The 20,252-nt window shown below is 28.2% G+C and carries 15 protein-coding genes and 1 tRNA gene; 10 read left to right on the forward strand and 6 right to left on the reverse strand.

What is annotated here, in order from left to right; translation table 11 throughout:
* Window positions 1–52: 52 nt before the first annotated feature.
* From C4S77_RS00805 to dut, 4 genes are read right to left on the reverse strand one after another with little or no spacing between them, the layout of a single operon-like run.
* Window positions 53–1,591, reverse strand: coding sequence for a peptidoglycan DD-metalloendopeptidase family protein (locus C4S77_RS00805; RefSeq protein ID WP_105245332.1), 1,539 nt, complete (start codon window positions 1,589–1,591; stop codon window positions 53–55).
* On the reverse strand, window positions 1,591–2,385 hold the full coding sequence (locus C4S77_RS00810) for a DUF4292 domain-containing protein (protein WP_105245334.1): 795 nt from the start codon (window positions 2,383–2,385) through the stop codon (window positions 1,591–1,593). The genes C4S77_RS00805 and C4S77_RS00810 overlap by 1 nt, the downstream gene beginning before the upstream one ends.
* Window positions 2,386–2,391: 6 nt before the next feature.
* On the reverse strand, window positions 2,392–3,408 hold the full coding sequence (locus tag C4S77_RS00815; protein WP_105193883.1) for a sugar phosphate nucleotidyltransferase: 1,017 nt from the start codon (window positions 3,406–3,408) through the stop codon (window positions 2,392–2,394).
* 48 nt (window positions 3,409–3,456) lie between these two features.
* On the reverse strand, window positions 3,457–3,891 hold the full coding sequence (dut, locus tag C4S77_RS00820) for a dUTP diphosphatase (protein WP_105245336.1): 435 nt from the start codon (window positions 3,889–3,891) through the stop codon (window positions 3,457–3,459).
* A 189-nt stretch (window positions 3,892–4,080) separates the two neighbouring features.
* On the opposite strand from dut, the gene C4S77_RS00825 reads away from it, so the two are divergent.
* The 4 genes from C4S77_RS00825 to hemH all read left to right on the forward strand — a co-directional run bounded on the left by C4S77_RS00825 (window position 4,081) and on the right by hemH (window position 9,520).
* On the forward strand, window positions 4,081–5,628 hold the full coding sequence (locus C4S77_RS00825) for a helicase HerA-like domain-containing protein (protein WP_105245338.1): 1,548 nt from the start codon (window positions 4,081–4,083) through the stop codon (window positions 5,626–5,628).
* 18 nt (window positions 5,629–5,646) lie between these two features.
* Entirely contained in the window at window positions 5,647–6,909 is a 1,263-nt protein-coding gene (locus C4S77_RS00830) for an exonuclease domain-containing protein (RefSeq protein WP_105245340.1), read from the forward strand.
* A gap of 75 nt (window positions 6,910–6,984) precedes the next feature.
* Window positions 6,985–8,046 carry a class I fructose-bisphosphate aldolase gene (locus C4S77_RS00835; RefSeq protein WP_105245342.1) on the forward strand — a complete coding sequence of 354 codons (1,062 nt, stop codon included), beginning with the start codon at window positions 6,985–6,987 and terminating at the stop codon, window positions 8,044–8,046.
* A 445-nt stretch (window positions 8,047–8,491) separates the two neighbouring features.
* The gene (gene hemH, locus C4S77_RS00840) at window positions 8,492–9,520 is read left to right on the forward strand and encodes a ferrochelatase (RefSeq protein WP_105245344.1); all 1,029 of its coding nucleotides are present in this window, start codon (window positions 8,492–8,494) and stop codon (window positions 9,518–9,520) included.
* 37 nt (window positions 9,521–9,557) lie between these two features.
* On the opposite strand, the gene C4S77_RS00845 is transcribed toward hemH, so the two are convergent.
* Window positions 9,558–12,281, reverse strand: a complete 2,724-nt coding sequence (locus tag C4S77_RS00845; RefSeq protein ID WP_181042766.1) for a T9SS type B sorting domain-containing protein — start codon at window positions 12,279–12,281, stop codon at window positions 9,558–9,560.
* 128 nt (window positions 12,282–12,409) lie between these two features.
* On the opposite strand from C4S77_RS00845, the gene C4S77_RS00850 reads away from it, so the two are divergent.
* From C4S77_RS00850 to C4S77_RS00880, 6 genes are all read left to right on the forward strand, one after another.
* Complete coding sequence (locus C4S77_RS00850; RefSeq protein ID WP_181042767.1) at window positions 12,410–13,285, forward strand: lysophospholipid acyltransferase family protein; 876 nt, start codon at window positions 12,410–12,412, stop codon at window positions 13,283–13,285.
* A complete protein-coding gene (locus C4S77_RS00855; protein WP_105245350.1) occupies window positions 13,249–14,265 on the forward strand; it encodes a glycosyltransferase family 2 protein in 1,017 nt (338 codons plus the stop codon). Before C4S77_RS00850 ends, C4S77_RS00855 begins: the two co-directional genes overlap by 37 nt.
* Window positions 14,266–14,315: 50 nt before the next feature.
* A complete protein-coding gene (lysA, locus tag C4S77_RS00860; RefSeq protein ID WP_105245352.1) occupies window positions 14,316–15,530 on the forward strand; it encodes a diaminopimelate decarboxylase in 1,215 nt (404 codons plus the stop codon).
* Window positions 15,531–15,610: 80 nt separating this feature from the next.
* A tRNA-Ser gene (locus C4S77_RS00865) sits at window positions 15,611–15,695 on the forward strand.
* A 911-nt stretch (window positions 15,696–16,606) separates the two neighbouring features.
* Window positions 16,607–17,206 (forward strand): NAD(P)H-dependent oxidoreductase, encoded by a 600-nt coding sequence (locus C4S77_RS00870; protein ID WP_105245354.1) that lies wholly within the window; start codon window positions 16,607–16,609, stop codon window positions 17,204–17,206.
* Between the two features lie 413 nt (window positions 17,207–17,619).
* A complete protein-coding gene (locus C4S77_RS00880; protein WP_105245355.1) occupies window positions 17,620–18,489 on the forward strand; it encodes an aldose 1-epimerase family protein in 870 nt (289 codons plus the stop codon).
* A 982-nt stretch (window positions 18,490–19,471) separates the two neighbouring features.
* On the opposite strand, the gene C4S77_RS00890 is transcribed toward C4S77_RS00880, so the two are convergent.
* Window positions 19,472–20,014 carry a hypothetical protein gene (locus C4S77_RS00890; RefSeq protein WP_105194296.1) on the reverse strand — a complete coding sequence of 181 codons (543 nt, stop codon included), beginning with the start codon at window positions 20,012–20,014 and terminating at the stop codon, window positions 19,472–19,474.
* Window positions 20,015–20,252: the final 238 nt, after the last annotated feature.

Here is a 20,252-nt window from a genome sequence, read left to right on the forward strand (position 1 = left end):
TCAAAGATAATAATAATTCTTTTAATGAATTCATTCTGAATTTATTATTTTTTTACATTCCTGAAATCCAATTAGATGGATTTTGAGGAACTGTACCTTTCCATACCTGAAAGCCTAAAAGAGTGTTATTACTATCATCTGTATAAATTTTCCCTAAAGCTTGACCTGTTTTTATTTTATCTCCTTCTGAGACAATAACCGTAGAAAGATTTGCATATAAAGTAAAGTAGTTCCCATGACTTATCAATACAGCTTTCCCCCCTCCCGGAATTATCATAATTTTACTTACCGAACCATTGAATACTGCTTTTGCCAAGCTACCTGAAGAAGCTGCGATTTCTACGCCTTGATGTTCAACTGTAATATTAGGGACTACGGGGTGTGGAGTTTTCCCAAAATGCGAGACAACAGTACCATTTACTGGCCAAGGTAATGAATTTTTATTGGCTTCAAAAGATTTAGATAAGGTTTCTGATGGTGATATCGGGGAAGAAGTGGCTCCTATTGATTTCCTTTTTTCAACTGCTTTTGCTTCTGCAACATCTGCTTCAGAGGTTTTTTTGGCTAATATTTTCTCTGCTGCTCTTTTTTCAGCAACTGCCCTTTCTGCTAATTTTCTGGATTCTTCGGCTTTTTTGGCTGCAATTTTATCATTTTCTTCCTTTTCTGCAGCTTTTTTGGCTGCAAGAGCATTTTTGGCTGCAATCTCTGCAGCTTTCGCTTTTTCTGCGGCAAGTCTTTCAGCTGCCAATTGATCTTCTCTTGCTTTTTTAGCTTTCTCTTCCTCTATGGTTTTTTTTCTTAATCGTTCTGCTTCTTCTGCTCTTCTTTTTGCTTCAGCTTCTTTCGCTTTAGTTAATCTTATTTCTTCAGCAATTATTGCTTGTACCTGACGTTCCAATGCCTGTCTTTGTAGTTGCTTTTCTTTTATTTTAGCAATCATATCGCCTTGTTGTTTAATATACTGTGCAACTACTACTTCTTTTTCTTTTTTCTCTATATCTAATTGATTTACTTGTACTTGCTGTTGAGAAAGAACCATCAATTTTTCTTTTTTAGCCTTTTCTCTGGAATCTATAGTTTTTAAAATAGCAGCTTGTTTTTCATTAATTTCTGCTACTTTTTCATCCTGATATTCGGAATATTTTTGTAAATATTTAATTCGTCGAAACGCCTGCGATATATTTTTGGATGAAAGTATAAATAGTATTTTATTTTGTATAGATTTATTTTTATAAGATCGAATTAAAACCTCTGCATAATTTTCACGTAATTCTGACAAATCTCTACGTAGTTTATTTATTTCTAACTGATTTAAATATATTTCATCTTCTAAAATGCGAGTTTCTTTTTTACCTGTTAAAATTAAAGCTGTTCGTGCCTCTAATTTTTTTGTAAGATTAGCTATATAAAGTATAGATGTTTTAGACTCGTTTTTACTAGCTGCTAAAGCTTTATTAAGATCTGAAATTTCCTGTTTTAGTTGTGCACTTTGTTTCTGTAATAGTTCTTTCCGATTTGGCTGTTGGCTAAATACTAAAAGTGTAATAAAAAATAAACAAAAAGCGTATACTATTTTCTTTTTCTCCATTAGTTAATTTTTCTTTGAACATATCCTTTAGGGATTTCAAACGGTGTATCCATTTTTATTGATTCAAATTTATTATAATCTAAAGAAATTTTAGTCTCTTTTTTGTCTTTTATGAAAATTTTAATATTTTTTGGTAAAATTGTGTTTTCAAAATTCACATAATCTCCATAATTGAGTTTTAATAAGGATTGTGAATTTTTATCTTCTAAAATTACTTCTTTTAAATTAAAATTGGAATCATATGTAATTTGAATTGCAAAACTCCTTGCTTCGCCGTCTTTCCCTATTTTAATGGGTTTAGAAGAAGTTAATATATAATTGTTGTTATTTATAGAAAAATCATATTCCCTTGTATTTACAGGAAAAAATAATTTACCTAATAATAAATTTTCTATATTCTGATAATCAATAAAATTGATTTTTAACAAATTTTTAACGTAATCAAAATCTGAATCAATATAAGTCTTGTTTATTCGCTCATACATTTTAAAACCTGAAGGTTTGATGCTTGCTCTGGCTAAAGGTAATAAAAGTGACGCATTTGCCCAGATTTGCTCATTTTTTTCAAAATATAAAGTTAAGTTTATTGCCGGATAGCTATTTCCTGATTCGATATCTGCACTTGCTTTTATTTTTAAATTTGTAAAATTTAAGGGCACTGCAATATTTTTGAATAATTTTTCTTCATCTAAATTTTCAAATTTTATATCTTTTCCTTTTATAACCGCATTTTTTTGTGTATGACAGGACACCAATGCTAAGGTAATGACTAGTATAAAAACTAATTTCTTCACGTTTTTCTATTTTGATTGAAAATCCATAACACTATAATCCCCTAAACTCAAAGCGCTGGATACTCCAAAATATTTAGAAGAATTCCCAATCATTGAATTGTTAAGATTTCCATATCGAATATATGTATTTTCCTGTATTAATGAATTTTCTATATTACTATTATTAATTTTAGTACCATTTCCTAAAGACACATTGGGCCCTATTTTGGAATTTACAATTTTAACATTTTCACCTATGAAACATGGAGGTATGATAAGGCTATTTATAATTTCAGCATTATCCGGATATATAGAAACTTCTTGTTTTTCATATTCTAAAATTTTAGAATTAGTTTCTACGGTTGCATTTTTATTTCCGCAATCCATCCAATCATCTACTTTTCCTAAAGTAAATTTAGCTCCTTTTTCTCTTAAATTATCTAAAGCATCGGTAAGTTGATATTCATTTCCTGTTCTTATATTATGATTGATTAGGTGGTCTACTTCAGACATTAATTTTTCTGCTTCTTTAAAATAATAAATACCGATTATAGCTAAATCTGAAACAAAGTTTTGTGGTTTCTCTACAATTCCTTCAATAATTCCATAAGCATCTAATTTCACCACTCCAAAAGCGCTTGGATCTTCAACTTTTTTTACCCATATTACTCCATCAGAGTGTTTGTCTAATTGGAAATCAGCTTTAAATAAAGTATCCGCAAAAGCAATAATTACAGGTCCGGACATACTTTCTTTGGCACAATAAATAGCATGTGCTGTTCCTAAGGGTTCTAATTGATAATATATGGAGGCTTTAGTTCCTAATTTATCTGCAATAGACATTAATTTTTTTTCAATTTCGGGACCAAAATCTCCTATTATAAATGCTATTTCATCAATTTTTTCATCGACTACTTTTACAATATCTTCTACTAATCTTTGAACTATAGGCTTTCCTGCAATAGGAATCAAAGGTTTGGGAACGGTTAAGGTATGGGGCCTTAAACGAGACCCTTTTCCTGCCATAGGAATAATAATTCTCATATTCTGTTTATTAAAAAGATTTACTTATATATATATTTTAATTATTTATTATTTGATTCCTGAACTACCGTAACCTTTATCTCCTCTTTCTGAACTATTTAGTCGTTCTACTTCCTCCCAGGTAATTGTTTCATGTTTTGCAATAATAAGTTGGGCTATACGATCACCATCATTGATAGCAAAATCTTCTTTAGATAAATTTATTAATATTACACCTAACTCTCCTCTATAATCGGCATCGATCGTTCCTGGTGAATTCGGACAACTTATTCCATGATTAAAAGCCATTCCACTACGTGGTCTTATTTGCCCTTCATAACCCGGAGGTATTTCTAGATATAAACCTGTGGGTATGATTTTTCTTTCTAAAGGTTTTAGTAATATAGATTTATCCAAATTAGCTCTTAAATCCATTCCCGCAGAAAAAGCTGTTTTATATTCTGGCAACTCATGTTTCGATTTATTTATAATCTTTATCTTCATATATCTATTTCTCTTATGATAAGATTGCAAAAATACAAAAGTTTAACCGAGTAAAAAATTCTATTTACCACCACCTAACAACTTGTAATAAAACATTTTATAAAAACACAATATATAACATAAAAAAATTAATCATATAAAAAATCAACAATTTTAATTACCTTTACAAGTTATTAAAATTGTCACAATATGAAGGAACAATTCATTGAAGAATTTAACAACCGATATTCATATAAAGGGGATAAAATTGTTTTAGGTAAAGGAATATTTGAAGGAGAAGTTATTCCGGAAGTCGAAATTTCTGTTCCTTTAAAAATGCTTAATCGACATGGATTAATTGCCGGAGCTACAGGAACAGGAAAAACCAAATCTCTTCAGATATTGGCTGAACAACTTTCTATTAAAGGTATACCTACTCTTTTAATGGACATAAAGGGGGATTTAAGTGGTTTGGCTGAACCTGGTGATTCTAACAGCTCCAAAATTCATGAACGTTATGAAAAACTTAAAATGCAATATTCTGCGAAAAGTTTTCCTGTAGAATTGTTATCAATTTCTGATGAAAAAGGGGTAAGACTTAGAGCTACTATTACTGAATTTGGTCCTATTTTACTTAGTAAGATTTTAAACCTTAATGATACTCAAACAAGTATCTTGTCAATTATTTTTAAATATTGTGATGACAAAAAACTACCTTTAATTGATCTGGATGATTTAAGAAAGGTTTTACAGTTTGTTACAGAAAATGAACAGGGAAAATCTGAACTTGTACAAAATTATGGATCTATTGCTTCAAGTTCTTTGAGTACTATATTGAGAAATATTGTTGCTCTAGAACAACAAGGGGCTTCTCGTTTTTTTGGAGAACCTAGCTTTGATACTCAGGATTTATTACAAAAACGAAATAATTTAGGGGTCATAAATATTATACGATTAGCAGACATACAATCATATCCTCAATTTTTTTCAACTTTTATGTTGAGTTTATTATCTGAAATTTATCAAACCTTTCCAGAAGTAGGAGATTTAGACAAACCCAAATTAATAATTTTTATTGATGAAGCTCATCTCATTTTTAATGAAGCTTCTAAAGTTTTATTAAATCAAATTGAAACCATAATCAAACTCATACGATCAAAAGGTATTGGTATTTATTTTTGTACTCAAGTTCCCGGAGACATCCCTGAAGGAGTTTTGAGTCAATTAGGTCTTAAAATACAACATGCTTTAAGGGGATTTACTGCCAAAGATAAAAAAGAAATAAATAAGGAAGTAGAAAATTACCCTACTTCTATATACTATAACACCAGTGAATTAATTCAACAACTTGGCATAGGTGAAGCATTTATTACATCTTTAGATGAAAAAGGAATCCCTACACCATTAGCTGATACTTTCATGATTTCTCCAAGTTCTCGAATGGATATACTATCCTCTTCTGAAATTGATACTTTAGTTAATAATTCTGATTTAGTTAAAAAATATGCACAAGATATTAATAAAGAAAGTGCTTATGAAATTCTAAGTGGAAGAATGAACTCAAACTATACCAATATGACTAAAAATAAAGAGACTGTGTCTGAAACAAAAAATGCTGAGAAGCATTCACCCTCTTTATTTGAAACAATAATGAACTCTCCTTTTGTAAGGGATATTAGCCGAACATTCATAAGAGAAGGCTCAAAAGCGTTTTTCGGCACCTTAGGAATAAAAAATAAAAGAAATGCTAAAAAATGATCAGAGGTTTTATTTATTATGAATTACGCTATTTTAGATGTTGAAACTACAGGGGGACAATATAATGAAGAAGGAATTATTGAAATTGCTGTTTATCGTTTTGATGGAGAAAAAATTACTGATACTTTTATATCATTGGTAAACCCTGAAAAAGAAATTAGTTTTTTTGTACAAAAACTAACAGGAATTACGCCTAAAATGGTTAAAACAGCTCCTAAATTTCATGAACTTGCCAAAAGGCTGGTGGAAATAACAGATGAAGCTACAATAGTAGCACATAATGTAAATTTTGATTACCGAGTAATTAGAACTGAATTTTCTCATTTAGGTTTTGATTTTGTAAGACCTACGCTGGATACTATTGCTCTAAGTAAAACTCTTATCCCTGGAATCCCATCTTATTCTCTCGGTAAATTATGCTCCTCTTTAGGTATTCCTTTATCTGATAGACATAGAGCTCATGGAGATGCTAGAGCTACTGTAAAACTATTTCAATTATTACTAGATAAAGATTCTCAAAAAAATATTATACAAACTTCTATAAAGCATATAAAATATCCTTCTTTAAATAAAAAGATAATTCGTTTATTGGAAGAACTCCCTCAAGAAACAGGAGTATTTTACTTTCATAATAAAGAAGGTAAAATAATTTATATAGATAACGATACTAATATATCTAATAAAGCACGCCAAATTCTAACAGGTAAAGGAAAAAGGACTAGACTTTTACAATTAAAAACAGAAACCATAAGTTATGAAATTACAGGTAACGATATTATAAGTTTAGTAAAAGCACAAAATGAGATAAAAATAAATCAACCTGAATTTAAACCACGTAAAAATTTATCACCTTTTATTTATGGAATTTTCAAAGAAAATTCTAATGAAAATTTTACTATTTTTCCGCTTAATAAAACGAATAAAAAACGTGCATTATTAGCCTTTTCATCTTATAAAAAAGCTCAAAATTTTATTAATCAAAACAATAAAAAGGACTATTTATTTTCGAAAAATTTACTTAAAAAAATAAACCCAGAAATACAAAAGAAAGAAAAATATGTATTACTTAGTGGAAAAGGTAGAACTTTAAGTGAAAAATCATTTTTATGGATTGAAAAAGGAGTATTAAAAGGATATGGTTATTATTCTCTTCATTCTCAAATAAAAAACATAGAAAAAGTAAAAAAAATAATGATTCCGGCTCATGGTAATCATTATATCTCATTATTAATTCGTAACAAATTATTTGTAAACAAAGGGTTAAATAAAATCATTTATTAATAAAAGCTATTTACACTTCTAATTTTTTTTCATACCTTAGATATGAATTATAAACCTTAAAATATTTATTTTAAAATGTCACAAAAAAAAATATTAGAATTGTTAGGTAATAAATCAGATTTTTATCTGAAACATACCTGTAAAACTGTAGATAAAAAACTATTACACTCTCCTTGCCCAAGTGTTATTGATGATGTATGGGTTAATACAGACCGAAATATTCAAACTCTAAGAAGTTTACAAACAATTTTAGGTCATGGTCGTTTAGCAAATACTGGATATGTTTCTATATTGCCCGTAGATCAGGGAATTGAACATACAGCGGGTGCTTCATTTGCTGCTAATCCTTTATATTTCGACCCTGAAAATATTATTAAACTGGCTATAGAGGGTGGTTGTAATGCTGTAGCATCCACTTATGGAGTATTAGCTGCCATGGCTCGAAAATATGCTCATAAAATACCTTTTATTGTTAAAATTAATCATAATGAATTACTCACTTATCCTAATACGCCAAAACAGATATTGTTTGGAACAGTAAAAGAAGCATGGAATATGGGAGCCGTAGCTATAGGAGCTACCATTTATTTTGGCTCTGAAGACAGCCGAAGAGAAATTATAGAAATTGCCGAAGCTTTTGAATATGCACATGAATTAGGTATGGCTACTATACTTTGGTGTTATTTAAGAAATGACGCATTTAAAAAAGATGGGATGGATTATCATTCTTCTGCGGATCTTACCGGACAAGCTAACCATATAGGAGTAACTATAAAAGCTGATATTATTAAACAAAAATTACCCAATATAAATGGAGGGTTTATTTCTATTAAATTTGGAAAAACTAATCCGAAAATGTATTCTGAACTTTCAACAGATCATCCGATTGATTTATGTAGATATCAAATAATTAATAATTATATGGGAAGAGTAGGCTTAATTAATTCAGGAGGAGAATCTCATGATGAATACGATGATTTAAAAGATGCAGTAATTACTGCTATAGTTAACAAAAGAGCAGGAGGAATGGGACTAATCTGCGGAAGAAAAGCCTTTCAAAAAACTATGAAAGAAGGGGTTGAATTATTAAATACCATACAAGACGTTTATTTAGATAAATCTATTACTTTGGCTTAAACCAATATTTAAAAAAGACTTCATTAAATAGAAGTCTTTTTTTCTAAATATTATTAAATCAATGCTATTATAATTTTCAATTTGAATATTTTGTTCGCATATCAATAATAATTATATCTACACTGAAAGGTTTGATCTAATTATATGATTTTTTTCTTTTTTCTCTATTGAATTTATAAATAATTAAGACATATTTTTTTATTCAATAATAAAATTCACATATAAATTTTATAAACTAAATAACTTCTTTTAACTACTAAATTTTCCAAGAATATTTTTTATTATCTTATTTTTTTATAAAAAAAATTAACACAATAATTTTAAAAAAACAAAATTTATAATTTTTGTTTTTTTATACATATATAAAATTTAATGATATTAAAAAAACAACTTTTACTTATTAGATTATTACATTTGTAAAATTGATATAAGTGATATATAAATAATGAAAGGTATACTTTTGGTTAATTTAGGCTCTCCTAAAACACCTACAGAAAAAGATGTACGAATTTACTTGCGTGAATTTCTAATGGATAAGAGAGTTATTGATGCCCCATGGATCATACGCAAAATAATTGTTGAGGGAATGATATTACCTAAGCGCCCTAAAGTTTCAGCACAAGCCTATAAAAGTATATGGTGGAAAGAAGGTTCACCTCTGGTTGTTATATCTAAAAGGATATTTAAAAGTATACAGAAAAAAATCGCTCATCCTGTTGCTTTAGCTATGAGATATCAAGAACCATCTATCAAAAAAGGATTACAAGAACTATATAATAAGGGAGTTACAGATGTTTTAATAATTCCTTTATATCCTCAATACGCTATGAGTACAACTGAAACTGTTGTTGAAAAATCAAAAGATATACAAAAAAAATACTTTCCTAATTTAAAATTATTTTTTTTACCTCCTTTTTATAATGATGATGAATATATAAAAATTTTAAGTAAACACATAGAATCAAATCTTCCTAAGGATTTTGATTTATTATTGTTTAGCTACCATGGATTGCCAGAACGACATATTTTTAAAACAGACCATACGAAAACGTGTAGATTAGATGATAGTTGCTGTATTGAAACCGGACTTAAATCACATAAATATTGCTATAAACATCAATGCTGTTATGTTACTGAAAAAGTCAGAGAAACTTTAGGATTGGAAAAATCAAAAATAAAACAAACTTTCCAATCTCGTCTAGGAAGAGAACCTTGGTTACAACCTTATACAGATCAGACTTTGATAAAACTTCCTGAAACCGGAGTAAAAAAAATTGCTGTTGTAGCTCCTGCCTTTGTTTCTGATTGTTTAGAAACTTTGGAAGAACTAGCTATTGCAGATAAAGAATTATTTTTATCTAATGGTGGAAAGGAGTTTCACTATATAGATTGCTTAAATGAAAATGAAAACTGGGTTAATTGGTTAATTAATCATATAAATTATTTTCTTAAAACTCGATGTAAAAATAATTAGATTGTATTAAGTTTAATTTTTATTATTTATTTAGAAATTAATCTAATTCATTATAATTCCTTACTGCTATCCAACCTGTTATTTTCTTTCCATTAGTCAAGGTAATAACATACCAATAAGAAGAAGATTCAACTTTTCTACCTAAATATTTTCCATTCCATTCTACTATTTCATCTTTATTAATAACTTGTTTTTCAAATAGAAGTTTTCCATATCTATTATAAATTTGTATTTGGGTTCCTACACTTAAATTCTTTAATTTCCATATATCATTAATTCCATCCCCGTTAGGAGTAATTATATTTGGAATATCTGTAATTTTAAAATTAAAAGGACCTGATGTACATCCTAACAAAGTTTTTACCCATACTTTATAAAATCCGACATTTAAACTCTCAAAAATATTAGATGATTGCCAAGTAAATGAATCTAATGAATATATATAATTTCCCTTAGGGTATACGATTACTTCTGCTTTTCCTTCAATACTAGATACTATAACTTGACTTATAGTAGGATATGGTATTGCTTTTACAGTAATCTGAGTAATTTTAGTACATCCTTTATATCTTACCGTAAGATAATAAGTACCTGATTTTGTTACTACAAATTCTGATTTATTAGAAAGTGTATTAATACCATCTGACCATTCATAACTTTCAAAAACTTTATTTGATGACAATGTTAATCTATCTCCTTCACAAAATTCTTTCTCACCAATAATATGTACATCAATTTTATTTTCATCTACTTTTACACTTACTACTCCTTCGCAGCCGTTCTTGTCGATTACTTTTAGGGTATATTTCCCAGGTTGATCTACCTTATGGATACGATTGGGTGATTCGCCTTTTATATTTGGGCCACTCCAGGTATACTTGACATATCCATCGTTCCCTTGTAATTCGGTAAATCCACCTTGGCAATAGGTTAAGTTTCCTATGACTTGAGGATTCGGCTCGGGATACTCTTCTACTTGTACACTTACTGCTCCTTCGCAGTCGTTCTTGTCGATTACTTTTAAGGTATATTTTCCCGCTTCTGTTACCTCGCAGGTTGGTTCTGTTGATATAACATTATGTCCATTTGACCAACTATATTTTGAATAGATTTTGTCTGTGCTTAAAATTGTAGTTTTTCCTTTACAAAATTTCAATTTCCCTTTGATTTCTGGATTCAGCTCGGAATACTCTTCTACTTGTACACTTACTGCTCCTTCACAGTCGTTCTTGTCGATTACTTTTAAGGTATATTTTCCCGCTTCTGTTACCTCGCAGGTTGATTCTGTTGATATAACATTATGTCCATTTGACCAACTATATTTTGAATAGATTTTGTCTGTGCTTAATATTGTAGTTTTTCCTTTACAAAATTTTAAATTCCCTTTGATTTCTGGATTCAGCGCGGGATACTCTTCTACTTGTACAGAAGATACGGCATCACATCCTTTATCATTTTTTATTCTTAACGTATAAGTTCCCGGTTCTGTTACCTCACATGTAGGTTGTGTTGATATTATACTCTGTCCATTTGACCAACTATATTTTGAATAGATTTTGTCTGTGCTTAAAATTGTAGATTTTCCTTTACAAAATTCTAAATTTCCTAAAATCTTAAGAGATTGGTTAATATCTTTAACTTCAACAGACGTTGTTACTGAACATGTTTGATTTCCAGGGATATCAGGGACAGCTACAACAGTATAAATTCCTGGATTTAAAGCATCAATTTTATATGTATTAGCCCCGGAAAGTAAAACTCCATTATAGTACCATTTAAAGCTTAAGTATTTGGCTTGAGAAGATAATTTTGCAAATAAAGAAATTTGTTCATTTTTGCATTTATATACTTCTTTATCCAAATCAATTCCATTTTTATCTGTTATCTTAACACTTAAATTAAGAGAGCCTCCCTCTAAAAATACAGCAGAATCTAATATAGGATCCAAATAATCTGCAATTACGAATTTAAAATGATATTTCACAAAAGGTTCTACCTTAGCTTTAGCTGTAAGAGGAATTGTTCTTCCGGTAAAATTCATTTCAAAAGGAAGATAATTACCTACGGATTTAGGTATACCGTTGAGTTCCTTATATGCTCCTGCATAAAATTCTATATTTTTATCTAAACAATATGTACCTACTTTAGGTCTAATATTTGTAACACTTACCGGAGTATTATCCGGAAGAACTGCCAGGTTTACATAATCGGCATCTTCTACTTTCTTTAAAAGTAAAGCAAATCCATCTGTATAACTACATGGATATGATTTTGTATACTCTGAAGATGCCAATAAGTAATTAAAACTTATTTCATCTTTAAGAGGTACAAAATCAAATTCTATATATGAGCTATCAAACATTTTACTAATACTTATTCCTGGATTTTCAGCTTGTAAAGCCTTTATTAAATCCATGTCCCCTCCATTTCCTAATACATTAGATGAATAAACAGATGAAATCATATTCCCAATAGATGAGGCATAGCCTGTAGATAAAAATAAACCTTCTTTAAATGGAAAACCTGTATTTTCTTTATTAAAATACCCATAATTACGTTGTTTATAATTTAAATTGGGAGAAAAAACTACATTTTCAACATTAACACAATCACTATAACCATCAGATATTAATACTTTTTTAATTAATTCCTCCATAGAATAGGATGATTCTACATATTTTAGATCATTAACAGAAATAATATTTTGCGATATATAACAATTTACTATAAACATAAACAAAAGAACGTATGCCTTTTTCATAAAACAAATATAGTAAAGCATATATTAATAATAAAATTATATAGTTATTTATATTAATAATATAATACTATCTTTATCTATATTAATCTATTTTCTTTTCATATTTTTGCTTTAATATTTTAAACAACTTGAAAAAATTAATAAAGAGTTTATTTATTCTGTTATCTCGGCTACCATTTTCTATTCTCTATGGTTTTTCTTCTATATTATATGTTATTACCTATCATTTTATTGGGTACCGAAAAAAAATTGTAAAAAATAATTTATTAATTGCTTTTCCTGACAAAACTCCAAAAGAAAGGAAACAAATTGAAAAAGATTTTTATAAAAATTTTTCAGATTTCATAGTTGAACTTATTAAAACATTTTCAATGAAAGGTGAAGACTATGATAAGCGAATACAATTTACTAATTTGGAAATCTCAAAACAATGTTTGGATGAAAAGAAAGATGTTATATTACTCATCGGACATATGTTTAACTGGGAGTGGCTAACGGGAATTTCAAACGATTTATATCAAAAAAACACTTATGCGGTATATAAAAAAGTTGCCAGTAATTTTTTTGATCAGGAAGTACACAAATCACGCTCCCGTTTTGGAGCTATCCCCCTTACTGTAAAAGAAGTAGGAAGAACTATGCTTAAATTGCCCAATGACGGTTCGCATATTTTTCTTTTTGTTGCAGATCAAAGTCCTTTTTTAGGTAGAATCCATTATGAATTGAATTTTTTTAATCGTTTAACACCAGCCTTTAACGGTTATGATAAAATTGCTCGAAAAAAAGATTATGCTATTGTATATGTGGATATGGTTAAAATTAAAAGAGGAAAATATGAAGCTCGGTTAAAACGAATTACTCCTGATAAAGAATATTTCAAGGAAAATGAAATCGTTGAAAAATTTTATAAAGAACTTACTCAAAACATAAAAACACACCCTGCCATTTGGCTTTGGTCTCATAAAAGATGGAAATATACCAGCGGAAAAGATTACCAACTGTAGCCATAGTTATTCTTAATTATAATGGAATTACCTGGTTTAAAAAATTTCTCTCCGGAATTATCACTTATAGCTCCGAAGCTTCTATTTATATTATCGATAATGCTTCCACAGATGATTCCATTAATTATCTGAATGAACATTTTCCCAATATAAAAATTATCCATAATCAAAAAAATTATGGATATGCCGGTGGTTATAATGAAGGTTTAAAATCAATATCAGAAGATATTTATTGTTTTTTAAATTCAGATGTAGAAGTAACAGAAAACTGGATTTCTCCAATTCTTTCTTTATTTAAAGAAGACGCATCCATTGCGGCTATACAACCCAAAATACTTAGTTATAGAGAAAAAAACAAATTTGAATTTGCAGGAGCAGCAGGAGGCTTTATTGATAATTTGGGGTATCCTTTTTGTCGTGGAAGAATTTTTTTCAGCATTGAAAAAGATTCAGGACAATATAATAACAATCAGGAAATTTTTTGGGCAACCGGAGCTTGCCTGTTTATACGAAAAAAAGATTTCTGGGGACAAAAAGGTTTTGACAACGATTTTTTCGCACACATGGAAGAAATTGACTTATGCTGGAGATTAAAAAATGTCGGAAGAAAAATTTTTTATTGTGGCGAATCTACAGTATATCATTATGGTGGTGGAACTTTAGATCCTTACAACCCCCATAAAACTTATCTAAATTTTAGAAATAATCTTTTGATGTTAATTAAAAACCTTCCTGCAAGCAAAGTACTATGGATATTCCTCTTACGCCTTATATTAGATGGTTTTGCCGGGATCAACTTTATTTTTTCTAATGGGTGGAAGTATTGTTGGGCTGTTATACGTGCTCATTTTTCTGTTTATAAGATGTTACCTAAATATCTAAAAAAAAGAAAAGCCGGATTGCCTGATTATTTTGATAAAAAAAATATTGTTTTTCAATATTTTATAAAAAAAAGAACAAAATATACCCACTTAAAATAAAAGCTTAGTAATTTTTTTAACTTTGCAAAACACTTTTTTTTCATTAAACTATGGAATTAGCAAGAATGCAGCATTTTGAAGACCTAGCACATGAGTATGGTGCTCCACTTTATATTTATGATAGTTCTATTATTCAAAAGCAATATACCCGTTTATTTAAAGCTTTTAGTTCTGTAAAAGATGTAAAACTTAATTATGCTTGCAAAGCAAATACCAATATAAATGTAATAAAATTTATACGTAAGCTTGGATCCGGTTTAGATGCTGTTTCTATACAAGAAATAGAAATAGGACTTAAGGCAGGATTTTCACCTCAGGAGATCATATTCACTCCTAGCGGAGTAAATTTTAATGAGATTAGGGAAGCTACAAAATTAGGAGTAAAAATACATATAGATAATTTCCCGTTCCTTAGGAAATTTGCTCAGGAATTTAAAAACTACCCTATCGGAATACGTATTAATCCACACATAAAAGCCGGAGGAAATGAAAATATTTCAACCGGACATGTAAATTCTAAATTTGGAATATCTATAGAGCAAGTACAAGACATAATAAAATTAACCCAGGAAGTTTCTTTACATATTGAAGGTTTTCATATTCATACAGGATCAGATATTCTAGATATTGATGTATTTTTACAAGGAGCTAAAGTACTCTTTGCTATTGCAGATAAATTTCCTAATCTTACTTATTTAGATTTTGGAAGCGGATTTAAAGTTCCTTATAAACCCGATGATAAACAAACAAACATTGAAAAACTTGGAGAAAAATTAAGTGATCTTTTTAATCAATTTATTGAAAAATATGGTAAGCCTTTGCGCTTAATTTTTGAACCCGGAAAATTTTTAGTAAGTCAATGTGGTTTCTTTGTGGCTGAAGTAAATGTTGTAAAAGATACCCCATATAGAAGTTTTGCTTTTATAAACAGTGGATTTAATCATTTAATACGCCCAATGTTTTACCATGCATATCATAATATTACTAATATTTCAAACCCTGCCGGAAAAGAACAAATATATGACGTAGTAGGGTATATTTGTGAAACAGATACATTTGCATCTAATAGAAAAATTTCTGAAATACGAATGGGAGATTTGCTATGTCTGGAAAATGCTGGTGCTTACTGCTTTTCTATGTCATCTAATTACAATTCTCGTTTACTTCCTGCAGAGGTTCTTTTACTTAATGGTAAGGCTCATTTAATAAGAAGAAGAGAAAATTTAGAAGATTTATTATCTACAACTATAGACATTTCCATTTAAAAAAATTTGGAAAAATAAAAAAGGTTTGTATATTTGCAACCGCTTAAGAAATCAATCCCAGAATTAAAGTATGGGAAACCGGAGAAATGGCAGAGTGGTCGATTGCGGCAGTCTTGAAAACTGTTGACTGTAACAGGTCCGGGGGTTCGAATCCCTCTTTCTCCGCAAAATAAAAGCTAATATATTCCAAATAAATATATTAGCTTTTTTATTTTTATTTTATCCTTTGCATGAAATTTGCTCAATAATTTTATACTCTTAGTTTCTATTTTCATTTTTCATTTAGCTTGATATATAAATTTTTATATTTTATCGAAAAAGTATCATTATAGATAATTTACAACATATTATTTGTGTTTTTTGCACAGGAATTCGGCGAGCTTTCTAGCCAATTTTTACAACATGATATATTAGATAATTTTTTGAGCCTAATAGTACAAATAATTGAAGTTTCGGATTTATAGCAAAAAAACTTGCGAAACTATACATATAACATTTTTCTATTCCCCAGTTATAAACAAAATATCTCTTTTATATTATTAATTGTTTCAGATCAAAACAATTTTTTTTCAAGTATTTCTTCTATATAATAAAATGGTTAATTATTTCATACTTTTTTGAAAATAATAGATTTAAATGTAGTTTCATTTTTTAATAATATTTATTTGATCGAACTATTTGAACTGAATAAATAATATCTTTATTTCCTTTTTACCTAATTATAATTGAAAAACTTTAATTATTTTTATATTGTATCTACTCATATGGGTTTTGTTAGATTTTAAATTAGTATTTTATTTTAGATGTACTTTTTTCAATTTCTCTCTATGAAAATCTTACATTCTTTATTAATATCCCTTAATACCATACCCTTAATAAATGATTTATAAATTAAAAATTGATTGTATGGAATACTGTTCTTACTTTAAAAGCTATAATTATTTATTAATACTATTACTGTTTTTTTTTAAATAAAAAATCTATTTGTTGCCTTTTTTATCTTATATTGCATGACAAAAAAAATTATATACACATTTGTTATTAAAAAATATAGAGATTAATTAAAAAAAATATACATGAATTTTTTAAACATTGCAGAAAATAGATATACCACAAAAAAGTATAATCCAAACAAAAAAATAACCGAAGAAAAAATTGAAGATCTAAAAAAGATTCTAAGACTTTGCCCATCTTCTATCAATTGTCAGCCATGGAAATTTATTTTCATTTCTGATGAAAAACTGAAAAAACAATTAGCGGAAGTTTCTTACTGGAATGAACATAAAATCAAAGAAGCGAGTCATCTGGTCATTTTTACTGCTATAGATGATATTGCTAAATTGGAAAATCAAATGAAACCTTATTTACCAGAAGGATCTATAACATTTTATAAAGAGTTTATAAAAACTCTTCCTGAATCTGGAATCAAATCCTGGATGCAACATCAGGTATATCTTTCTTTAGGCTTTTTCTTAAGTGCTTGTGCTTGTATGGAAATAGATTCTACCCCTATGGAAGGAATCAATAAAGAAAAATATGCAGAAATAGTAAAAACAGGAGAATACAAACCTTTATTTGCAGTTGCTATCGGGTATAGAGATGAAAATGACCATAACCAACCTTCCATATCTCCTAAATCCCGATTATCCATTGAAAAGATTATTCAATCCTTATAAAATAAATGTTCATTGTATTTTTATCATACAAAAAAGAAATCAAAGATGTTGAAAAATTTATTGATGCTCACATCCAATTTTTAGACACTTGGTATAAAAATAAGAAATTTATTTTTTCAGGAAGGAAAATTCCCAAAATGGAGGAGTTATTTTAACTTATAAATTAGATAAAAAAGAATTAATGGAAATTTTAAAACAAGATCCTTTCTACCAAAATGAAATTGCCGATTATGAAATAACGGAATTTATTCCAACTAAATATGATGAAAACTTTGCTTCTTTTATGGATTAAAATTCATAGCTGTAATCTTAAACAGATAATAATTTTACAGAAGTATAATCTAATATGTAACCTTCATATCTTTTATAAAAGAATAAATACTTTTGTAATAGAAATATAATGTAATAAAAATATGGAAGTTTTATACAATGAAGAACTAACTTTGCAAATAAATCCTTTGGGAGCAGAGCTTTGCAGTATAAAAAACAACTTTACTGATGAGGAATATATATGGCAGGCCGACCCTATATTCTGGAAAAGACATGCTCCGATATTATTTCCCATCGTGGGGAGTGTATGGAATGGAGAATATAAGCATAAGGGAATTATTTATAAAATGAAACAACATGGTTTTGCTCGCGATAGAGAGTTTACCTTGCTTCACTCTCAACCAAATGAAATTTGCTTCATTCTGGAAAGCGATCCGCAAACCTTAGCCATATATCCATTCCCTTTTCTGTTAGAAATTACGTATAAACTAGAGGGTAAAAAAATTACAGTTCTATGGAAAGTAAAAAACACCGGTGATTCTGAAATGTACTTTCAGATAGGAGCTCATCCTGCCTTTATGTACAAAGATAACAAGCACGAAAAAAATTGTAAAGGATATTTTAACTTTAATGTTAACCATAATCTAAAATATCTCTTGATAAAAGAAAAAGGATGTGTACAAGATGATTATCATTCTTTACATTTAGAAGACGGATTATTACCTATTACCTCTACTCTTTTTGACCATGATGCTCTTATTTTTGAAAATAATCAAGTTTCCCGGATCGATTTACTTTCTCCTAATAAAGAACCTTACATACGCCTTCATTTCGATGCACCTCTAGTAGGACTTTGGTCTCCTTCTGCAAATGCTCCTTTTGTGTGTATAGAACCTTGGTATGGACGTTGCGATCGAGTACATTATACAGGTGAATTTAAAGATAGAGATTGGATGAACCATTTAGCTACGAATAACACATTCTATGCTTCATATACAATCGAGATTGTTTAGATCTTAAATATTATTAAATTAATTGTTTATCTATTTTGGACAGTTTATAAGAATTTTATAAACCACTTTTTTTAGCTTAGATTTATATAACATCATTTTTTTCAAAAAATAAGGTCTTTAACTATTATTTGTATAAAAAATATCATACCGTTTCATAAATTTATTAATTCCATTTAAAAAAGATTGCTTACTATAAATAAGTTTGACTAAGAAAAAAATAATTTTTTTTAATTTCCAGGTTTAAATTTTCTCAAACTTTTATATTTTTAAAAATTTATATAAAAGCAAAAAATACATTTTCTTTGTCTTTATTGCTTATTAAATCCTTATAATAAACATATTTTATTGTGTATTTCCCCAATCCAACTCTCCTATTATACACGATATAATTTATTAAAAATCATGCATTTATATATAAAAAAGCCCTCATACTTTTATTGAGTATGAGGACCAAAGTCTAAAATGGTTCTTAAGGTTGTTTACTTTAAAGTATAAACTAATGCTGAAAACTAAGAAATGAGACTTTAAACATAAACACAACTTATAGTACAAATGTAAAAATAATTTTTACATATACAAAATAAATTCTAATATTTTATATATGTATTTAATATAAAATAATGTAACAAATTAAAATATATTTACTTATATATTTAAAATTTTAATTATAACCAACTTATATAAAACTACATATTTTCTAATCGTCAGAATAACTTTATATATTTACACTCTCTTAAACTATAGAAATGAAAATAAGATATAATATAAATTTATTTGTGAAAATTTTTGCTTATTGATAGAATAAATAAAAACCCATTCACTTTATTAAATAAAAAATATATTTTACATTCTTTAGAATATAAAGTGAAAATTTTTTCTAAAGGAAATTATTGCATTCCCTTCATAATTTTTTCTTTCACAAAATTGTGTGAGAAAATTTATATGAGAAAAGATAAAAAAATAAAAACTAAGAAAATGAATTTTATTTTTTTATAAATGCATCTTGAATTATGGTGTGAATTAAAGGCATATATTGAGCCATATTTATAATAGAATGCTCATCCTCTAATTGCAAAACGGATATTTCTTCTCCAAAAACTTTTTTATAATGTTCAGGATCCAATACTTTATCATTTAAAGATATTATCAATCTTATATTTTTATTTTTAATAGTTTGAGAAGTTGCTGAAAAAATTTTAACTCTCATTTCTGGTAAGATTTTTTCTTGTTCAACAATTTGTTCTGCGGAAAACACCGGGTTAGTCATCACATATTGTAATTCAGGAATTTGATTGATAATATGCCATGCTAAATTTCCGCCCATGCTGTCTGCCATCAATATTTTTTCTCCGGTATCTTCTTTCAAAATTTTAATTTTGTTTTCTATAAATTTAGGGATGTCCATAAATTCATCCCACTCCCAGTTTATGGGTAAATATTCTTTAGAGTCTTTATAAAACTCTTGCAGGCATTTAAATTTTTTTCCTGAAGTTTGATAGCCATGCAGAAAGTATATTTTTTTCATAGATTTATATCCGATTTATTTTATTTAGCTATGTCTTATATATAACATCCAATTATTCGTCAGTGTAGTTATTCAGCTTAATCAAAGGAATAATATTGATAGAGTACCTCCTATTTTTCATTATTTCTTTTATTTGAGTATTATGATTTATTCTATTTACTTTTTCTTCTTTCTTTTTTTCAATTCCTTCAATATTCTTGTGTTATAATTAACTTTGTAAGGAAGAAATTTTAAGCAC

The sequence above is a fragment of the Apibacter adventoris genome (genome assembly GCF_002964975.1).
GTDB classification, from domain to species: domain Bacteria; phylum Bacteroidota; class Bacteroidia; order Flavobacteriales; family Weeksellaceae; genus Apibacter; species Apibacter adventoris.

Bases quoted from the DNA above. Each gene is read 5' to 3' on its own strand.
- C4S77_RS00805 (WP_105245332.1), bottom strand. From the start codon at position 1,591: ATGGAGAAAAAGAAAATAGTATACGCTTTTTGTTTATTTTTTATTACA.
- C4S77_RS00815 (WP_105193883.1), bottom strand. From the start codon at position 3,408: ATGAGAATTATTATTCCTATGGCAGGAAAAGGGTCTCGTTTAAGGCCC.
- dut (WP_105245336.1), bottom strand. From the start codon at position 3,891: ATGAAGATAAAGATTATAAATAAATCGAAACATGAGTTGCCAGAATAT.
- C4S77_RS00825 (WP_105245338.1), top strand. From the start codon at position 4,081: ATGAAGGAACAATTCATTGAAGAATTTAACAACCGATATTCATATAAA.
- C4S77_RS00830 (WP_105245340.1), top strand. From the start codon at position 5,647: ATGAATTACGCTATTTTAGATGTTGAAACTACAGGGGGACAATATAAT.
- C4S77_RS00835 (WP_105245342.1), top strand. From the start codon at position 6,985: ATGTCACAAAAAAAAATATTAGAATTGTTAGGTAATAAATCAGATTTT.
- hemH (WP_105245344.1), top strand. From the start codon at position 8,492: ATGAAAGGTATACTTTTGGTTAATTTAGGCTCTCCTAAAACACCTACA.
- C4S77_RS00845 (WP_181042766.1), bottom strand. From the start codon at position 12,281: ATGAAAAAGGCATACGTTCTTTTGTTTATGTTTATAGTAAATTGTTAT.
- C4S77_RS00855 (WP_105245350.1), top strand. From the start codon at position 13,249: ATGGAAATATACCAGCGGAAAAGATTACCAACTGTAGCCATAGTTATT.
- lysA (WP_105245352.1), top strand. From the start codon at position 14,316: ATGGAATTAGCAAGAATGCAGCATTTTGAAGACCTAGCACATGAGTAT.
- C4S77_RS00870 (WP_105245354.1), top strand. From the start codon at position 16,607: ATGAATTTTTTAAACATTGCAGAAAATAGATATACCACAAAAAAGTAT.
- C4S77_RS00880 (WP_105245355.1), top strand. From the start codon at position 17,620: ATGGAAGTTTTATACAATGAAGAACTAACTTTGCAAATAAATCCTTTG.
- C4S77_RS00890 (WP_105194296.1), bottom strand. From the start codon at position 20,014: ATGAAAAAAATATACTTTCTGCATGGCTATCAAACTTCAGGAAAAAAA.